The 17,989-nt window shown below is 71.6% G+C and carries 12 protein-coding genes and 1 pseudogene; 7 read left to right on the top strand and 6 right to left on the bottom strand.

The genetic code is table 11. The annotated features are described in order from the left end of the window. Positions 1-109 precede the first annotated feature (109 nt). Both gltB and ACZ4AA_RS29945 read left to right on the top strand, forming a co-directional pair. Positions 110-4,705 (top strand): glutamate synthase large subunit, encoded by a 4,596-nt coding sequence (gene gltB / locus ACZ4AA_RS29950; RefSeq protein WP_467609637.1) that lies wholly within the window; start codon positions 110-112, stop codon positions 4,703-4,705. Beyond that, on the top strand, positions 4,698-6,158 hold the full coding sequence (locus ACZ4AA_RS29945) for a glutamate synthase subunit beta (RefSeq protein ID WP_467609635.1): 1,461 nt from the start codon (positions 4,698-4,700) through the stop codon (positions 6,156-6,158). Before gltB ends, ACZ4AA_RS29945 begins: the two co-directional genes overlap by 8 nt. A gap of 174 nt (positions 6,159-6,332) precedes the next feature. Here ACZ4AA_RS29945 and ACZ4AA_RS29940 read toward each other — a convergent pair whose 3' ends face one another. Next, positions 6,333-7,241 (bottom strand): chitosanase, encoded by a 909-nt coding sequence (locus ACZ4AA_RS29940; RefSeq protein ID WP_467609633.1) that lies wholly within the window; start codon positions 7,239-7,241, stop codon positions 6,333-6,335. Positions 7,242-7,357: 116 nt separating this feature from the next. Then, entirely contained in the window at positions 7,358-8,278 is a 921-nt protein-coding gene (locus ACZ4AA_RS29935; RefSeq protein ID WP_467609631.1) for a rhomboid family intramembrane serine protease, read from the bottom strand. 300 nt (positions 8,279-8,578) lie between these two features. Between ACZ4AA_RS29935 and ACZ4AA_RS29930 the strand changes: the two genes are divergently transcribed. Further along, a complete protein-coding gene (locus ACZ4AA_RS29930; RefSeq protein ID WP_467609629.1) occupies positions 8,579-9,298 on the top strand; it encodes a vWA domain-containing protein in 720 nt (239 codons plus the stop codon). Positions 9,299-9,379: 81 nt separating this feature from the next. Next, positions 9,380-11,098, top strand: coding sequence for a cytochrome bc1 complex cytochrome b subunit (gene qcrB, locus ACZ4AA_RS29925; RefSeq protein WP_467609627.1), 1,719 nt, complete (start codon positions 9,380-9,382; stop codon positions 11,096-11,098). Here qcrB and ACZ4AA_RS29920 read toward each other — a convergent pair. Together ACZ4AA_RS29920 and ACZ4AA_RS29915 are read right to left on the bottom strand one after the other, a co-directional pair. Next, positions 11,073-12,071, bottom strand: coding sequence for an acyl-CoA dehydrogenase family protein (locus tag ACZ4AA_RS29920; RefSeq protein ID WP_467609625.1), 999 nt, complete (start codon positions 12,069-12,071; stop codon positions 11,073-11,075). The two genes, qcrB and ACZ4AA_RS29920, sit on opposite strands and share 26 nt — an antisense overlap. Beyond that, on the bottom strand, positions 12,071-13,216 hold the full coding sequence (locus ACZ4AA_RS29915; RefSeq protein WP_467609623.1) for an acyl-CoA dehydrogenase family protein: 1,146 nt from the start codon (positions 13,214-13,216) through the stop codon (positions 12,071-12,073). Before ACZ4AA_RS29915 ends, ACZ4AA_RS29920 begins: the two co-directional genes overlap by 1 nt. A gap of 58 nt (positions 13,217-13,274) precedes the next feature. Here ACZ4AA_RS29915 and ACZ4AA_RS29910 point away from each other — a divergent pair, with 58 nt between their 5' ends. Genes ACZ4AA_RS29910 through ACZ4AA_RS29900 form a run of 3 tightly spaced genes read left to right on the top strand, consistent with a single transcriptional unit; the run spans position 13,275 to position 15,888 of the window. Continuing rightward, a complete protein-coding gene (locus ACZ4AA_RS29910; RefSeq protein WP_467609621.1) occupies positions 13,275-14,066 on the top strand; it encodes an SDR family oxidoreductase in 792 nt (263 codons plus the stop codon). 15 nt (positions 14,067-14,081) lie between these two features. Next, positions 14,082-14,699, top strand: a complete 618-nt coding sequence (locus ACZ4AA_RS29905; RefSeq protein ID WP_467609619.1) for a TetR/AcrR family transcriptional regulator — start codon at positions 14,082-14,084, stop codon at positions 14,697-14,699. 31 nt (positions 14,700-14,730) lie between these two features. Continuing rightward, positions 14,731-15,888 carry an acetyl-CoA C-acetyltransferase gene (locus tag ACZ4AA_RS29900; RefSeq protein WP_467609617.1) on the top strand — a complete coding sequence of 386 codons (1,158 nt, stop codon included), beginning with the start codon at positions 14,731-14,733 and terminating at the stop codon, positions 15,886-15,888. An 89-nt stretch (positions 15,889-15,977) separates the two neighbouring features. Here ACZ4AA_RS29900 and ACZ4AA_RS29895 read toward each other — a convergent pair whose 3' ends face one another. Together ACZ4AA_RS29895 and ACZ4AA_RS29890 are read right to left on the bottom strand one after the other, a co-directional pair. After that, the gene (locus ACZ4AA_RS29895) at positions 15,978-17,072 is read right to left on the bottom strand and encodes an NAD(P)H-dependent flavin oxidoreductase (RefSeq protein WP_467609615.1); all 1,095 of its coding nucleotides are present in this window, start codon (positions 17,070-17,072) and stop codon (positions 15,978-15,980) included. A 167-nt stretch (positions 17,073-17,239) separates the two neighbouring features. Next, positions 17,240-17,986: pseudogene (locus ACZ4AA_RS29890) on the bottom strand (CoA-transferase subunit beta); the annotation flags it as partial. Positions 17,987-17,989: the final 3 nt, after the last annotated feature.

Here is a 17,989-nt window from a genome sequence, read left to right as displayed (position 1 = left end):
TGCACGAAATTTTGCACCCCGCAGAGGGCCAGAGTCGTCCCTCGGCAGTTGTCTCCCCAGTGCCCGAGAGCCTGGGAGACCCCCCGCCCCGACGACGACGGGAGAGCCGATGCGTACGCCGCGCCAGCCGTCCCAGCACTCCACGAACGACCGGAACTGGTCCTTCATGGATGCTCGCCCTGCTGCGCAGGGTATGTACGACCCCCGCAACGAACACGACGCCTGCGGCGTCGGCTTCGTGGCCACCCTCACCGGCGAGGCGAGCCATGCGCTGGTCGAGCAGGCGCTCACCGTTCTGCGCAACCTGGAACACCGCGGTGCCACCGGCTCCGAGCCCGACTCGGGTGACGGCGCCGGCATCCTGTCCCAGGTCCCGGACGCCTTCCTGCGCGAAGTGGCCGGGTTCGACCTTCCCGCAGCCGGCGCGTACGCGGTGGGCATCGCCTTCCTCCCCGAGGACGGCACGGCCGACGCCGTCTCACAGATCGAGACGATCGCCGCCGAAGAGGGCCTCACCGTCCTCGGCTGGCGCGAGGTCCCCGTCGCCCCCGAGCTCCTCGGCGCCACCGCCCGCTCGACGATGCCGGTCTTCCGCCAGATCTTCGTCACCGGGGGAAGCGCCAGTGAGGGCATCGCCCTCGACCGCACCGCGTTCGTGCTGCGCAAGCGCGCCGAGCGCGAGGCCGGTGTCTACTTCCCCTCGCTGTCCGCGCGGACCATCGTCTACAAGGGCATGCTGACCACCGGCCAGCTCGAACCCTTCTTCCCGGACCTGTCCGACCGCCGCTTCGCCTCCGCGATCGCGCTCGTGCACTCCCGGTTCTCCACCAACACCTTCCCGAGCTGGCCGCTCGCCCACCCGTACCGCTTCGTCGCGCACAACGGCGAGATCAACACGGTCAAGGGCAACCGCAACTGGATGGCCGCCCGCGAGTCCCAGCTCGTCTCCGACCTGTTCGGCGACAAGGGCCTGGAGCGCGTCTTCCCCGTCTGCACCCCGGACGCCTCGGACTCGGCCTCCTTCGACGAGGTGCTCGAACTCCTGCACCTCGGCGGCCGCTCGCTCCCGCACTCCGTGCTCATGATGATCCCGGAGGCGTGGGAGAACCACGACTCCATGGACCCGGCCCGGCGCGCCTTCTACCAGTTCCACTCCACGATGATGGAGCCCTGGGACGGCCCGGCCTGCGTCACCTTCACCGACGGCACCCAGGTCGGCGCGGTCCTGGACCGCAACGGCCTGCGCCCCGGCCGCTACTGGGTCACCGACGAGGGCCTCGTCGTCCTCGGCTCCGAGGTCGGCGTCCTCGACATCGACCCCGCCAGGGTCGTCCGCAAGGGCCGCCTCCAGCCCGGCAGGATGTTCCTCGTCGACACCGCCGAGCACCGCATCATCGAGGACGACGAGATCAAGGCCGGCCTCGCCGCCGAGAAGCCGTACGCGGACTGGCTGGAAGCAGGCGAGATCGAGCTCTCCGATCTGCCCGAGCGCGAGCACATCGTGCACACCCACGCCTCGGTCACCCGCCGCCAGCAGACCTTCGGCTACACGGAGGAGGAGCTGCGGATCATCCTCGCGCCGATGGCCAAGGCCGCGGCCGAGCCGATCGGCTCCATGGGCACCGACTCGCCCATCGCCGCGCTCTCGCAGCGCCCGCGTCTGCTCTTCGACTACTTCACCCAGCTGTTCGCCCAGGTCACCAACCCGCCGCTGGACGCGATCCGCGAAGAGCTGGTCACCTCCCTGCGCTCCTCCCTGGGCCCGGCGAGCAACCTGCTGGAGCCGACCGCCGTCTCCTGTCGCAGCGTCACCCTGCCCTTCCCGGTGATCGACAACGACGAGCTCGCCAAGCTCATCCACATCAACGCCGACGGCGACATGCCCGGCATGAAGGCCGCGACCCTGTCCGGCCTGTACCGGGTCTCCGGCGGAGGCGACTCCCTCGCCGCCCGCATCGAGGAGATCTGCACCGAGGCCGACGCCGCCATCGAGAACGGCGCCCGTCTGATCGTCCTCTCGGACCGTCACTCCGACGCCGAGCACGCGCCGATCCCCTCGCTGCTGCTCACCGCGGCCGTCCACCACCACCTCATCCGCACCAAGCAGCGCACCCAGGTGGGCCTGCTGGTCGAGGCCGGTGACGTCCGCGAGGTCCACCATGTCGCCCTGCTCATCGGCTTCGGCGCCGCGGCGGTCAACCCGTACCTGGCCATGGAGTCCGTCGAGGACCTGGTCCGCGCCGGCACCTTCCTCGAAGGCATCGAGCCCGAGCAGGCCATCCGCAACCTGATCTACGCGCTCGGCAAGGGCGTCCTGAAGGTCATGTCCAAGATGGGCATCTCGACCGTCGCCTCCTACCGCGGCGCCCAGGTCTTCGAGGCCGTCGGCCTGGAGAAGGCCTTCGTCGAGAAGTACTTCAACGGCACGGCCAGCAAGATCGGCGGCGCCGGCCTCGACGTCGTCGCCAAGGAGGTCGCCGCCCGGCACGCCAAGGCGTACCCCGCCTCCGGCATCGCGCCCGCGCACCGCGCCCTGGACATAGGGGGCGAGTACCAGTGGCGCCGCGAGGGCGAGCCGCACCTGTTCGACCCCGAGACGGTCTTCCGCCTCCAGCACTCGACGCGCTCCGGCAGCTACGAGATCTTCAAGAAGTACACCGACCGCGTCAACGAGCAGTCCGAGCGCCTGATGACGCTGCGCGGCCTGTTCGGCTTCGCCTCGGACCGCCCGTCGATCTCCCTCGACGAGGTCGAGCCCGTCTCCGAGATCGTCAAGCGCTTCTCCACCGGCGCCATGTCGTACGGCTCCATCTCCAAGGAGGCGCACGAGACCCTCGCGATCGCGATGAACCAGCTGGGCGGCAAGTCCAACACCGGTGAGGGCGGCGAGGACGCGGACCGGCTGTACGACCCGGCGCGCCGCTCGTCCATCAAGCAGGTCGCCTCCGGCCGCTTCGGTGTCACCTCCGAGTACCTGGTCAACGCCGACGACATCCAGATCAAGATGGCCCAGGGCGCCAAGCCCGGCGAGGGCGGCCAGCTGCCCGGCCACAAGGTCTACCCGTGGGTGGCCAAGACCCGTCACTCGACCCCGGGCGTCGGCCTGATCTCCCCGCCGCCGCACCACGACATCTACTCCATCGAGGACCTGGCCCAGCTGATCCACGACCTCAAGAACGCCAACCCGCAGGCCCGCATCCACGTGAAGCTGGTCTCCGAGGTCGGCGTCGGCACGGTCGCGGCCGGTGTGTCCAAGGCCCACGCGGACGTCGTGCTCATCTCCGGCCACGACGGCGGAACCGGCGCCTCCCCGCTGACCTCCCTCAAGCACGCGGGCGGCCCCTGGGAGCTCGGCCTCGCCGAGACCCAGCAGACCCTGCTGCTCAACGGCCTGCGCGACCGCATCGTCGTGCAGACCGACGGCCAGCTCAAGACCGGCCGCGACGTCGTCATCGCCGCGCTGCTCGGCGCCGAGGAGTTCGGTTTCGCGACCGCGCCGCTCGTCGTCTCCGGCTGCGTCATGATGCGCGTCTGCCACCTCGACACCTGCCCGGTCGGCATCGCCACCCAGAACCCGGTCCTGCGCGAGCGGTTCGCCGGCAAGGCCGAGTACATCGTGAACTTCTTCAAGTTCATCGCCGAAGAGGTCCGCGAGATCCTCGCCGAGCTCGGCTTCCGCAGCATCGAGGAGGCCGTCGGCCACGCCGAGAACCTCGACGTGGAGCGCGCGATCACCCACTGGAAGGCGCAGGGCCTGGACCTGTCCCCGCTCTTCTACGTGCCCGAACTGCCCGAGGGCGCGGCCCTGCACCAGGTCATCGAGCAGGACCACGGCCTGGAGAAGGCGCTCGACAACGAGCTCATCAAGCTCGCCGCCGACGCCCTGGCCGCCGACTCGGCGACCGACGCCCAGCCGGTCCGCGCCCAGGTCGCGATCCGCAACATCAACCGCACGGTCGGCACCATGCTCGGCCACGAGGTGACGAAGAAGTTCGGCGGCGCGGGCCTGCCCGACGACACCATCGACATCACCTTCACCGGCTCGGCCGGCCAGTCCTTCGGCGCCTTCCTCCCGCGCGGTGTCACGCTGCGCCTGGAGGGCGACGCCAACGACTACGTCGGCAAGGGCCTCTCCGGCGGCCGGGTCGTCGTCCGCCCCGACCGGGGCGCCGACCACCTCGCCGAGTACTCGACCATCGCGGGCAACACCATCGCGTACGGCGCGACGGGCGGCGAGCTCTTCCTGCGCGGCCGCACCGGCGAGCGCTTCTGCGTCCGCAACTCCGGCGCGCTGGTGGTCTCCGAGGGCGTGGGCGACCACGGCTGCGAGTACATGACCGGCGGTCACGCGGTCGTCCTCGGTGAGACCGGCCGCAACTTCGCGGCCGGCATGTCCGGCGGCGTCGCCTACGTGATCGACCTCGACCGCGACAACGTGAACGTCGCCAGCGTGGACGCCGTCGAGGAACTCGACGACGCCGACAAGCAGTGGCTGCACGACGTCGTGCGCCGGCACGCCGAGGAGACCGCCTCCACGGTCGCCGAGAAGCTGCTCGCCGAGTGGCCCGTCGCCGTGGACCGCTTCAGCAAGATCATCCCCAGCACGTACAAGGCAGTGCTCGCCGCCAAGGACGCCGCCGAGCGAGCCGGACTCGACGAGTCCGCGATCACCGAGAAGATGATGGAGGCGGCGACCAATGGCTGATCCCAAGGGCTTTTTGAACCACGGCCGTGAGGTCGCCAGGTCCCGGCCGGTCCAGGAGCGTCTCAAGGACTGGAACGAGGTCTACGTTCCGGGCTCGCTGCTCCCGATCATCTCCCAGCAGGCCTCGCGCTGCATGGACTGCGGCATCCCGTTCTGCCACAACGGCTGTCCGCTGGGCAACCTGATCCCCGAGTGGAACGACTACGCGTACCGCGAGGACTGGCAGGCCGCCTCCGAGCGCCTGCACGCCACGAACAACTTCCCGGAGTTCACGGGCCGGCTGTGCCCCGCTCCGTGCGAGTCCGCGTGTGTGCTGGGCATCAACCAGCCCGCCGTGACCATCAAGAACGTCGAGGTCTCGATCATCGACAAGGCGTGGGACAGCGGCTCCGTCGCGGCCCAGGCCCCCGAGCGCCTCTCCGGCAAGACGGTCGCGGTCATCGGTTCCGGTCCCGCCGGACTCGCCGCCGCCCAGCAGCTCACGCGCGCCGGTCACACGGTCGCGGTGTACGAGCGCGCCGACCGCGTCGGCGGTCTGCTCCGCTACGGCATCCCCGAGTTCAAGATGGAGAAGCGGCACATCAACCGCCGCATCGAGCAGATGCGCGCGGAGGGCACTCGCTTCCGCACGGGCATCGAGATCGGCCGCGACCTCAAGGCGACGGACCTGCGCAAGCGGTACGACGCCGTGGTCATCGCCGCCGGCGCCACCACCGCCCGTGACCTGCCCGTCCCCGGGCGGGAGCTGACCGGCATCCACCAGGCCATGGAGTACCTGCCGCTGGCCAACAAGGTGCAGGAGGGCGACTTCGTGGCGCCCCCGATCACCGCCGAGGGCAAGCACGTCGTGGTCATCGGCGGCGGCGACACGGGCGCGGACTGCGTGGGCACCGCCCACCGTCAGGGCGCGGCCTCGGTCACGCAGCTGGAGATCATGCCGCGGCCCGGCGAGGAGCGGAACGCGGGCCAGCCCTGGCCGACGTTCCCGATGCTCTACAAGGTCACGTCCGCGCACGAGGAGGGCGGCGAGCGCGTCTACGCCGTCTCGACCACCCACTTCGAGGGCGACGAGGACGGCAACGTTCAGTGGCTCCACCTGGCCGAGGTAGAGTTCACCGGCGGCAAGCTGAACCAGAAGCCGGGCACGGAGCGCAAGATCCCCGCCCAGCTGGTGACGCTGGCGATGGGCTTCACCGGCACGGACGTCGAGAACGGTGTGGTCTCCCAGTTCGGTCTGGAGCTCGACGAGCGCGGCAACATCGCCCGCGACGCCGACTTCGCGACCAACGTCCCCGGAGTGTTCGTCGCCGGTGACGCGGGCCGCGGCCAGTCCCTGATCGTCTGGGCCATCGCGGAGGGCCGTTCGGCCGCCCGCGGTGTCGACCGCTACCTCACCGGAGCGAGCGACCTGCCGGCCCCGATCCGCCCGACGGACCGTTCGCTGACGGTCTGACCCATGGATGCGTGACCTGACAGGGTCACTCGAGAACGTCCCGCACAAAGGCGTGCGGAACACGAGACGGCGCCTGCCTCACTGTCCCCGACCGGACGACCTGGCAGGCGCCGCCGCATGCCCGCACACGGCCGGGGGGCGGCCCTCGAAGAGCCCCTGGAACGGCTCGGCCGCCTACGGCACGCGATAGGTCTCGCCGTACACCTGCCACGTCAGCGGTGTGAGAAGACCGAGGTTCCCGTCGTCGAGGAACCGGCGCTGGGCGGTGTCGATGCGGGTGGTGTCGCGGTCGGGGTTCCGGGACCTCATGGCAGCGCGGCGGACGTCCAGGAAGACCTCCAGGTACGCCTTCTCGTCGCCGCCCTCGGACGGCGGCCTCGCCTCGCGCACGGCGCGGTCGCGCAGCCCGTAGAAGCCGTCGTCGCCGGTACCGGGACCGTGCATCACCATCGCGTCGTAGTAGATGAACTGGCCGAGCGTGCCGAGGCCGTCGAGCTTGGCGCGCCGGACCGCGGGGTCGAAGTAGACCCGGTCGCGCTCGTGGTCCTGGGCCTCGCGGAACGCGGGGAGCGTGGCCTCGTGACGCCAGGCCGCGGTGAAGCCCGGGTCCAGGCCCTCGTGGGAGTCCGTGCCGTCGACCTCGCGCAGGGCCGGGAGATAGCGGGCGAGCCCGTTGCCCGGGTGCCGCGCGGTGTAGCGCTCGACGAGGGCGAGCAGGTCGTGGGTGCCGGTGCAGAAGCCGATGAGGCCCGCCGTGTATCCCTGGCCGTCACCGATGTCCTCGATGTAGCCGTACGCCGAGCGCCAGTTCAGGGTGGAGTTCTCGGCACTCGCCACGATCTCCTGGGCGAGCTCCTTCTTGTCCGGAGCGGCGAGACCCGCGAGCACGCCGGTGACGGCCCGGCCCCCGGCCGGCCGCGGCGCCCGGGAGCTGTGCTCGGCCCCGACCGTCGCACGGGACCGCGACACCGGTGACGGACCGCCCTTGGCGTCGGCGACCGCGCGCTCGGGCGTGGTGCAGGAGACCGCCGCCGTGATGAGAACGGGGGCGAGGGCGAACAACAGGAAACCCGCACGTTTCATGACGCTCAGGGTACGCAGCGCCCGGCGTGCGGGCGGGAACGCCGGGCGGGCCGGACGCGCTTCGCCCGGCCCGCCGTTCACGCCCCGGACGCGCCGTGAGCGCCCCGGCTCGTCCGTCACACGGCGCCGGTCCGCAGCGCCGACACCTTCAGCACCGTGAGCGCCACCAGGACCGCGAGAAGCCCCACGCAGACGGCCGCCTGGACCACGGCGCGCCGGGGGCCGCGGGGAGCGTACGCGTAGGCCGTCGTCACGAGCCCGCCGGCCAGCAGTCCGCCCAGGTGGCCCTGCCAGGACGTGAGCCCCGCCGAGATCACGAGCCACAGCAGCAGGCCCGCCATGAACCGGTTGACTCCGGCCATGTCCGCACCGAGCCGGCGGGCCATGACGTAGTACGCGGCGCTGATGCCGAAGATCGCGCCCGACGCGCCGATCGTCTGCTGGTCGGGAGCGATCAGCAGCACGAGGACCGAGCCCCCGAGCGCCGACAGCAGATACAGCGCGAGATAGCGGACCCGGCCGAGCTGGGCCTCGACCGTCCGGCCGATGTTCCACAGCGCGAACATGTTCATCCCGATGTGCGCGATCCCGAACGTGCCCCCGGTGGGCGGCAGATGAAGGAACGCGCCGGTCAGCAGCCGGTACCACTCCCCGTCGACGAGGCCCTCCGCGTGGTAGTCCGGGGAGTGGACGGCGTCCCAGAAGTAGTGGCCTCCGTCCGGGCCCACGAGTCCCGCGCCCAGCATCGCGTACCGGTCCACGACCGAGGAGCGCAGCAGCTCGGCCACGTAGGCCAGCACGTTCAGACCGATGAGGACGTACGTGACCGCGGGCACCGTCGAGATCCGGCCGCCGAAGGCGGTGCGGGCCTGCCGGATCGACCGGGAGCCCTCCTTCACGCACTCCACGCACTGATGGCCGACGGCCGCCTCGCGCATGCAGCTCGGACATATGTAGCGGTCGCATCGGGTGCAGCGCACGTGCGACTCCACCTTGGGGTGGCGGTAGCAGGTGGTGACGGCGGACTCGGACTCCACGGCCGGCTCCTTGGAACGCACGGGGAAAGAGGGGAAGGTGAGCCGGTGGGGACGGCGGTGATCAAATTATCCGACCCGCCGCCGGGCGGGAACCGGCAGGGCCACGATCCGGGGCCGCCGCGGCCCGGCACCCGCGACCGCCCTCCGGACGGGTCGGCACCGTGACTCCGGACGGGTCGGCACCGTGACTCCGGGCAGGTCGGCACCGTGACTCCGGATGGGCCGGCACCGTGACTCCGGGCAGGCCGGCACCGTGTCGTAATCTCGTCGTTCCGCAGTCCTCGCACCACGGGAGCCCGCATGGCCGGAATCAGCCTCACGAAGATCGAGGAGACCGCGCCCGCGCTGGTGGGCGCCTACAGGAGCGCCGGGATCAGCCTCACCAAGAACGGACTGAGCGGGCAACGAGCCGCCGTGTACCTGGTGGTCGACTACTCGGGTTCGATGAAGCCGTACTACGACGACGGCAGTGTGCAGGCCCTGGCCGACCGGGTGCTCGGCCTGTCCGCCCACCTCGACGACGACGGCACCGTCCCGGTCGTCTTCTTCTCCACGGACGTCGACGCCGTCACCGACATCGCGCTCGACAACCACCGCGGGCGGATCGCGGAGATCGCGGCCGGGCTCGGGCACATGGGCAGGACCAGCTACCACCTCGCCATGGACGCCGTCATCGACCACTACCTCGACAGCGGCTCCGACGCCCCGGCCCTGGTCGTCTTCCAGACCGACGGAGGGCCGATCAACAAGCTCGCCGCCGAACGGTATCTGTGCAAGGCGGCCCGGCTGCCGATGTTCTGGCAGTTCATAGGCTTCGGCGACCGGGGCAGCAAACAGTTCGACTTCCTGCGCAGACTCGACGACCTGGCCGTGCCGCAGAAGCGCGCCGTCGACAACGCGGGCTTCTTCCATGCCGGTTCGGACCCGCGCGCGGTGAGCGACGGCGAGCTCTACGACCGGATGGTCGCGGAGTTCCCCCAGTGGCTGGCGGCGGCACGGGCACGCGGAATCCTGACCTGACCCTCCCAACACCCCTTCCACGATGCCCCGTTGGCTTCGACCGGCCTACGTGCCACCCTGGTGGGCCGAGGGGAGCGGCGAATGGGCGCACGAGAGATCGACTCCGGCAGGGCCGCACGGACTTCGTTGAACGGACGAACCGGGAGCGGGACTTCGCGGGGCACCGGCCCCGAGGGCACCTCACGGGCCCGGCGCACGCCGGAGAGCGGCAAGGGGGAGCGGCTCGCCGACTGGGCCGACGGACGCCTCGGTGTCTACTCCCTGGCCAAGGCCAACATGCGCAAGGTCTTCCCGGACCACTGGTCGTTCATGCTGGGCGAGGTCTGCCTCTACAGCTTCCTCGTGCTGATCCTCACCGGCGTCTATCTCACCCTGTTCTTCGAGCCGAGCGGCGTCGACGTCGTCTACCACGGCTCCTACGGGCCGCTGAACGGCATCGTCATGACCCGGGCGTACGAGTCCACGCTCGACATCAGCTTCGACGTGCGCGGCGGACTGCTGATCCGCCAGATCCACCACTGGGCGGCGCTGGTCTTCCTCGCCGGGATGCTCGTGCACATGATGCGGGTGTTCTTCACCGGGGCGTTCCGCAAGCCGCGCGAGGTCAACTGGCTCTTCGGCTGGACCCTGTTGATGCTCGGCCTGCTCACCGGACTGACCGGCTACTCGCTGCCCGACGACCTGCTCTCCGGCACCGGCGTCCGCTTCGCCGACGGCGCCATCCTGTCGATCCCCGTCGTGGGGACGTACCTCTCCTTGTTCCTCTTCGGCGGCGAGTTCCCCGGGCACGACATCATCTCCAGGTTCTTCCCCATCCATGTCCTGCTGCTGCCGGGCATCATGCTGGGGCTGGTCGTCGCGCATCTGATCCTGGTCTTCTACCACAAGCACACGCAGTACCCGGGGCCGGGAAAGGACGAGAAGTCGGTCGTCGGCATGCCCTTCCTGCCCGTCTACATGGCCAAGGCCGGCGGCTTCTTCTTCCTGGTCTTCGGCGTCCTGGCGATCATGGGCGCGATCGCCACCATCAACCCCGTGTGGGCGTTCGGGCCCTACCGCCCCGACCTGGTCACCACCGGCGCGCAGCCCGACTGGTACCTCGGCTTCTCCGAAGGGCTCATCCGCGTGATGCCGGGATGGGAGGTCAACGCCCTCGGCCACACCCTCCAGCTGGGCGTCCTCATCCCCTTCACGCTCTTCCCGCTGATCATGGCTGCCATCGCCGCCTACCCGTTCGTCGAGGCCTGGGTCACCGGTGACCGGCGCGAGCACCACATCCTGGACCGGCCGCGGAACGTACCCACCCGCACCGCGCTCGGCGTCGCCTGGCTGACGCTGTACGCCGTCCTGCTGGTCGGCGGCGGAAACGACCTGTGGGCCACCCACTTCCAGCTGTCGATCAACGCGATCACCTGGTTCGTCCGCGTCGCCGTCTTCGCGGGCCCCGCACTCGCCTACGTCGTCACGAAGAGGATCTGTCTGGGGCTGCAACGCGCCGACCGCGACAAGGTGTTGCACGGCCGCGAGTCGGGTCTGATCAAGAGGCTGCCGCACGGCGAGTACGTCGAGGTCCACGAACCCCTCACCCCCGCCCAGCGGTTCACCCTCACCCAGCACGAACAGGCGCCGCCCTACGAGGTGGGCCCGCTCGTCGACGCGAACGGGGTGACCCGCCGGGTCGGCCCCGCCCGCAGACTGCGTGCCCGGCTGGCCCGCGCCCTCTACGGGCCCGGCACCCGGATCCCGAAGCCGACGGCCGAGGAGTACCGGGGCCTCACGCGCGGGGACGACCACCACTGAGACCGGCCAGCGCCTCGGCCCTGCACGCGGCCGCGGTGCCCCAGGCGGACCGCAGGGAGCGGGCCCTGGCGAACCACAGGGACAGGTCGTACTCGGCCGTGTAGCCGATCGCGCCGTGCAACTGCAACGCGGCCCGCGCCGTGGCGTACGCCGCCTCGCAGGCCGTGACCTTCGCCGCGGCCACATCCGCCGGGTCCATCGACAGCGCGGCCCCGAACAGCAGCGGACGCGCGAACTCCAGGGCGATCATCGCGTCCGCGAGCCGGTGCTTGACCGCCTGGAACGAACCGACGGGAACACCGAACTGACTCCGGTGACCCACATACGCGACGGTCCGGCCGAGCAGCGCGAGACCCACCCCGAGTGCCTGGGCGGCGGTGGCCAGCCGGGCCCACGTCAGCGCGCCGAGCGCGGCACGGGCGACCCGCGGGCCCGCGGCCAGGAGTTCGCCGCCGCCCTCCGCGGGTGCGAACCGGCGGGAGCGGTCCATCGACACCCGCACCGGGCCGTGGCCGGGCGCGAGCCGCAGTTCCCCGCCGTCCACCGCGAGCAGCACCCCCGCCGCGTCCGCGTCGAGCGCCGGGGCACCGTCCGGGGCGAGCGTGGCCAGACTCTTGCCCGAGGCCAGCCCCGGCAGCAGCCGTTCGGCCGGGCCCGGCTCGCCCAGCGTGCTCAGCCGGCCCAGCAGGGCGGCCGCCGCGACCGTCTCGACCACCGGACCGGGAACCGCGTGCCGCCCCAGTTCCACGAACGCCACCGCCAGTTCCACCGGCAGCGGGCCCACCCCCTCGTACTCCTCCGGGACCGCCAGCGCGAACACACCCGCCTCCGCCAGCCGCGACCACAGGACCCGCCCCGGCGCCGGGTCCCCGAGCGCCCACGCCCGCACCGCCGACGGCGTGTCCGAGGACCCCAGCATCGCGTCCAGCGAGGCGGCGAAGGCGCGCTGTTCGGCGTCGAGGAGGAAGCGCATCAGCGGCGGCCCTTCGGAAGGCCGAGCAGTCGCTCGGCGATGATGTCGCGCTGGATCTCGTTCGTGCCCGCGTAGAGGGGACCCGCGAGCGCGAACACATACCCCTCGCACCACCCCGTGTCCGCCGCGTCGCCCTCGGCGCCCAGCAGATCGAGCGCCGTCTCGTGCAGCGAGATGTCGAGCTCCGACCAGAACACCTTGTTCAGGCTCGACTCCGCCCCGATGCTCCCCCCTTCGAGCAGCCGGGAGGCATGGCCGTACGTGAAGAGCTGGTAGGCGCGCGCCCCGATCACCGCGTCGGCGACCCTCTCGCGCAGCGCCGAGTCCGACGGGTCGCCGTGCGCCCGCCACAGCGCGGCCAGCCGGTCCGCGGCCGCCAGGAAACGGCCCGGCGAACGCAGCGTCAGACCGCGTTCGTTGCCCGCCGTCGACATCGCCACCCGCCAGCCCCGGCCCGGCTCGCCGATCACGTCCTCGTCGGGCACGAACACGTCGTCCAGGAACAGCTCCGCGAACGCCGGCCTGCCGTCCAGCCGCCCGATCGGACGGACCGTCACGCCCGGCGCGCGCAGATCGAACATCAGATACGTCAGACCCTGATGCGGCCTCGCCGTGCCCGGCTCACTGCGGAACAGGCCGAAGGCCCGGTCCGCGAACGCGGCCCGCGACGACCACGTCTTGTGCCCCCGCAGCAGCCAGCCGCCCTCCACACGCACCGCCCGCGACCTCAGCGAGGCCAGATCGGAGCCCGCCTCCGGCTCCGACCAGGCCTGCGCCCACACCACCTCGCCCGTCGCCATCGCGGGCAGCACCCGCGCACGCTGCTCCGCGGTGCCGTGCTCGAACAGGGTCGGCGCGAGCAGACTGATGCCGTTCTGCCCGACCCGGCCCGGCGCACCCGCCGCGTGGTACTCCTCCTCGAACACCAGCCAGCGCACGAGGTCCGCGTCCCGGCCGCCGAACTCCGCCGGCCACGACACCACCGACCAGCGGTCCGCCGCCAGTTCGGCCTCCCACGCGCGATGCGCCGAAAAGCCCCTCGCGGTCTCCAGGGACGGCAGCGGCGCCGCCGGGACATGGGCCTCCAGCCAGGCGCGGGCCTCCGCGCGGAACGCCTCGTCGGCGGGGGAGACGGTGAGATCCATCGGCGGGCTCCGTCCGGCAACCTTCCCTAACAAGTGTTTGGTAGGTTAGCTTGGAGGCATGAGCGACGTCGAGAGCCCGGCGTACGTACCCGGCCACGGACTCCTGAAGGGCCGCGGCGCCGTCATCACCGCGGCGGCAGGCGCCGGCATCGGCGGAGCCACCGCACGCCGGTTCCTCGAAGAGGGCGCCCGCGTCGTGATCAGCGACGCGCACACCCGCCGCCTCGAGGAGACCGCCGAGACCCTGGCCGCGGAGTTCGGCCCCGGCCAGGTCGCCGCACAACCCTGCGACGTCACCGCCGAGGACCAGGTCCAGGCCCTCTTCGACACCGCCACCGCCCTCCACGGCCGACTCGACATCGTCGTCAACAACGCCGGCCTCGGCGGCACCGCACCCCTCGTCGACATGACCGACGACCAGTGGTCCACCGTCCTCGACGTCACCCTGAACGGAACCTTCCGCTGCACCCGCGCCGCCCTGCGACGGCTCAGGACACAGGGCGACGGCGGAGTCGTCGTCAACAACGCCTCCGTCGTCGGCTGGCGCGCCCAGACGGGACAGGCCCACTACGCCGCCGCGAAAGCGGGCGTCATGGCCCTCACCCGCTGCGCCGCCGCCGAGGCCGCCGCCTACGGCGTCCGCGTCAACGCCGTCGCACCCAGCCTCGCCATGCACCCCCACCTGGTGAAGGTCACCACCCCCGAACTCCTCGAAGAACTGACCGCCCGCGAGGCTTTCGGCCGCTACGCCGAACCCTGGGAGGTGGCCAACGTCATCGTGTTCCTCGCCTCCGGCTACTCCTCGTACCTCACCGGCGAAGTCGTGTCCGTGAGCAGCCAGCACGCATAGGACGAGAATGACCCGGTGCCTACCAAGAAGAAGCCCCAGGTGACCGCCACCCCCGAGCGGCGCCGCGAACTGCTCGGCACCGCCGCCGAGGTGTTCGCCGAACAGGGCTACAACGCCACCACCGTCCGCAGGATCGCCGACGAGGCCGGAATGCTCGCGGGCAGCCTCTACTACCACTTCGACTCCAAGGAATCGATGCTGGAGGAGATCCTGCGCACCTTCCTCGACGAACTCTGGAACGGCTACGACACCGTCCTCGACGCCGGACTCGGCCCCCGCGAGACCCTCGAAGCCCTCGTCACCGAATCCTTCCGGGAGATCGACCGGCACCGCGCCGCCGTCGCGATCTACCAGAAGGAATCCCGGCACCTCGCCGCCCAGGAACGCTTCGCCTTCCTCGCCGAGTCCCAGCGCAACTTCGAGAAGGCCTGGCTCGGCACCCTCGAACGCGGAGTCGACGCCCAGGTCTTCCGGGCCGACCTCGACATCCGCCTCACCTACCGCTTCGTCCGCGACACCGTCTGGGTCGCCGCCTCCTGGTACCGGCCCGGCGGCCTGCACAGCCCCGAGGAGATCGCCCGCCAGTACCTCTCGATGGTGCTCGACGGCATCTCCGTCCGCGAGGAGACCTAAGCGAACCACCCACACCCCCAAGGGAGTCGTCATGGCCGAGGCCTACATCGTCGAAGCGGTCCGCACACCCGTCGGGCGACGAAGGGGAGGACTCGCCTCCGTCCACCCCGCCGACCTCGGCGCGCACGTCCTCATGGCCCTCGTCGAACGCTCCGGCGTGGACCCGGCGGCCGTCGAGGACGTCGTCCTCGGCTGCCTGGACACCGTCGGCCCGCAGGCCGGCGACATCGCCCGCACCAGCTGGCTGGCGGCCGGACTGCCCGAAGAGGTCCCCGGAGTCACCGTCGACCGGCAGTGCGGCTCCTCCCAGCAGGCCGTCCACTTCGCCGCCCAGGCCGTCCTGTCCGGCACCCAGGACCTCGTCGTCGCCGGCGGCGTGCAGAACATGAGCCAGATCCCCATCGCCTTCGCCTCCCGCCAGGCCGCCGAACCCCTCGGCCTCACCGAAGGCCCCTTCGCCGGCAGCCGGGGCTGGCGCGCACGCTACGGCGACCGCCCCGTCAACCAGTTCCACGGCGCCGAACTCATCGCCGCCAAATGGGGCATCACACGCCGCGACCAGGAGGAGTTCGCCCTCCGCTCCCACCAGCGGGCGATCCGCGCCGCCGACGAGGGCCGCTTCGCCCGCGAGACAGTCCCCCACGGCGACGTCACCGCCGACGAGGGCCCGCGCCGCGACACCACCCTGGAGAAGATGGCCGCCCTCGAGCCGGTCGTCGAAGGCGGCACCATCACCGCCGCCTGCTCCTCCCAGGTCTCCGACGGCGCCGCCGCGATGCTGCTCGCCTCCGGACGAGCCCTCCACGAACACGGCCTGACCCCCCGCGCCCGCGTCCACCACCTCTCCGTACGCGGCGAGGACCCCATCCGCATGCTCTCGGCCCCCATCCCCGCCACCGCCCACGCCCTGAAGAAGACCGGGATGTCCATCGGCGACATCGACCTCGTCGAGATCAACGAGGCGTTCGCCCCGGTCGTCCTCGCCTGGCTCAAGGAGACCGGCGCCGACCCGGAGAAGGTCAACGTCAACGGCGGCGCCATCGCCCTGGGCCACCCGCTCGGCGCCACCGGTGTTCGCCTGATGACCACCCTGCTGCACGAACTGGAGCGCACCGGCGGCCGGTTCGGACTCCAGACGATGTGCGAGGGCGGCGGTCAGGCGAACGTGACGATCATCGAACGCCTCTGAGAATCCCCCGACGATCGAACGCCTCTGAGAAACCCTCGACGGGAGGGACCGGACTCGGGCGCCGGGCGGGCACTTGTCCGGGCGGGCACCTACGCGGGCGGCCCGCCGCAGGCCTCGGCCCACGACGGGTCCGTCCCCTCCGCCGAGGGAAGCGCCTCCAGCGCCGCGTGGGCCTCCGCCATCACCCGCGCGACCAGCTCCGCGCACGACGGGAGATCCTCGATCACCCCCGCGACCTGCCCCGACGCCATCACCCCCAGATCCGTACGGCCGTCCACCATCGACGCCTTCAGCAGCATCGGGGTGTTGGCGGCGAGCAGGACCTGGCTCCAGGTCAGATCCCTGCCGTGTCTCATGGCGAGGCCGTCGCGGATCATCCGGGACCAGGACAGACCCGAGATCCGCCGGAACCCGGCGGCGTGCCGCGCCGCCCGGACCAGCGAACCGGCGCGCCCCGCCTTCTCCAGGGCGTCCACGAGCTCACTGCGCAGCATGCGGTGCGGCAGCCCGTCGACGGCCGTCGTCACGGTGACGTCCTTCACCGTCGCCGCCAGGTATCTCTCCTTCACCGCGCCGGGGACCGTGGAGTCGGAGGTCAGCAGGAACCGCGTGCCCATCGCGATGCCCGCCGCCCCGTAGGCCAGCGCCGCCACCAGCCCCCGCCCGTCGTGGAAGCCGCCCGCCGCCACCACCGGTATGTCCACGGCGTCCACCACCTGGGGCAGCAGCACGCTCGTCGCCACGTCCCCGGTGTGACCGCCGCCCTCACCGCCCTGCACGATCACCGCGTCGGCGCCCCACGCGGCCACCTTCTCCGCGTGCCGCCTGGCCCCCACGGACGGCACGACGACCACCCCCGCCTCCTTCAGCCCGGCGATCAGCTCACGGGAGGGGGCCAGCGCGAACGACGCGACCCGCACACCCTCCTCCACGACGATCCGCACCCGGTCGCCCGCGTCCCCGGCGTCGGCCCGCAGATTCACCCCGAAGGGCCGGTCCGTACGGGACTTGACCTCCCGCACCGCGTCACGGAGCTGGTCGAGGGTCATCGTCGCCGACGCCAGGATGCCCAGCGCGCCCGCGTTCGCCGTCGCCGAGACCAGCCGGGGCCCCGCCACCCAGCCCATGCCGGTCTGCACGACGGGATGCCGGACCCCGACGAGCCGGGTCAGCGCGGTCTCCATCAGCGCCCGCCCCCGCCCGGACCCCCGGATCTGCTTCCGTCCCGGCCGCCGCCGCCCGGATTCCCGGGTCTGTCTCCGTCCCGTGCGCCGTCGCCCGAACCCCCGGACCTCCCTCCGCCCCGTGTGCCGGCACCCGGCTTCCCGGGCACGTCGGCCCGCGGATCGGGCACCTCGCGCTCGCGCCGGCCCTCCGGGTCGATCACCGTGCGGATCAGTTCCAGCTCCTCCCCGGTCGGCTCGCGGGTGAACGGCACCTGGTCGGGGATCCTCAGTGCGAAACCCGTCGCCTCCCCGACCTGTTCGACGGTGACACCCGGGTGGACGGACACCAGCCGCATCGCGTGGTCGGGCGTCGCGAAGTCGAGGACGGCCAGGTCGGTCACCACCCGGGGGAGACGATGGAACCTGGTCGCGCTCGGTCCCGCGGCGGCCGCCCGGTCGTACCCCACCCCGCACACCATGTCGACGCGTTCCACGAACACCCGCGGAGAGTGCCGGGGGATCCAGTAACTGGTCGGATTGTTGAGCGTGTTGACCGGAGCGCCGCGCACGCCCAGCAGCTGGCGCCGGGGCCGGGACCAGTCGCCGACGCACGAGATGTTCTGGTTGCCGAACCGGTCGATCTGGCTCGCCCCCATCATCACGTGCCGCCGCCCGCTGGTCACCGCCGTCAGATGCCTGCGATACGGCAGCCAGCCCTCCGCGGTGCCGTCCGGTCCGACGAGCAGCGCCTCGCCGTCGGTCAGCAGCAGATCCGGCGAGAAGGTGTGCCGGGCCAGCCGGGCGCCGACGGACGGGATCAGGCCCATCGGGCTGGCGAGCACCTCGCCGGCGCCCCGCCAGGCCTCGGCGCACGCGATCACGCAGTACTCGGCCCGTGTGACCCGCGCCGACCCGAGCCCTTCCCCGCTCACCGC

The sequence above is a fragment of the Streptomyces sp. NPDC024698 genome (assembly GCF_055559015.1).
This window is presented reverse-complemented; position numbering and strand designations above follow the sequence as displayed.

Excerpts from the sequence above, each read along its gene's own strand:
- ACZ4AA_RS29900 (WP_467609617.1), top strand. The coding sequence starts at position 14,731 with ATGGCCGAGGCCTACATCGTCGAAGCGGTCCGCACACCCGTCGGGCGA.
- ACZ4AA_RS29930 (WP_467609629.1), top strand. The coding sequence starts at position 8,579 with ATGGCCGGAATCAGCCTCACGAAGATCGAGGAGACCGCGCCCGCGCTG.
- ACZ4AA_RS29920 (WP_467609625.1), bottom strand. The coding sequence starts at position 12,071 with ATGCGCTTCCTCCTCGACGCCGAACAGCGCGCCTTCGCCGCCTCGCTG.
- ACZ4AA_RS29915 (WP_467609623.1), bottom strand. The coding sequence starts at position 13,216 with ATGGATCTCACCGTCTCCCCCGCCGACGAGGCGTTCCGCGCGGAGGCC.
- ACZ4AA_RS29945 (WP_467609635.1), top strand. The coding sequence starts at position 4,698 with ATGGCTGATCCCAAGGGCTTTTTGAACCACGGCCGTGAGGTCGCCAGG.
- qcrB (WP_467609627.1), top strand. The coding sequence starts at position 9,380 with ATGGGCGCACGAGAGATCGACTCCGGCAGGGCCGCACGGACTTCGTTG.
- ACZ4AA_RS29895 (WP_467609615.1), bottom strand. The coding sequence starts at position 17,072 with ATGGAGACCGCGCTGACCCGGCTCGTCGGGGTCCGGCATCCCGTCGTG.
- gltB (WP_467609637.1), top strand. The coding sequence starts at position 110 with ATGCGTACGCCGCGCCAGCCGTCCCAGCACTCCACGAACGACCGGAAC.
- ACZ4AA_RS29940 (WP_467609633.1), bottom strand. The coding sequence starts at position 7,241 with ATGAAACGTGCGGGTTTCCTGTTGTTCGCCCTCGCCCCCGTTCTCATC.
- ACZ4AA_RS29910 (WP_467609621.1), top strand. The coding sequence starts at position 13,275 with ATGAGCGACGTCGAGAGCCCGGCGTACGTACCCGGCCACGGACTCCTG.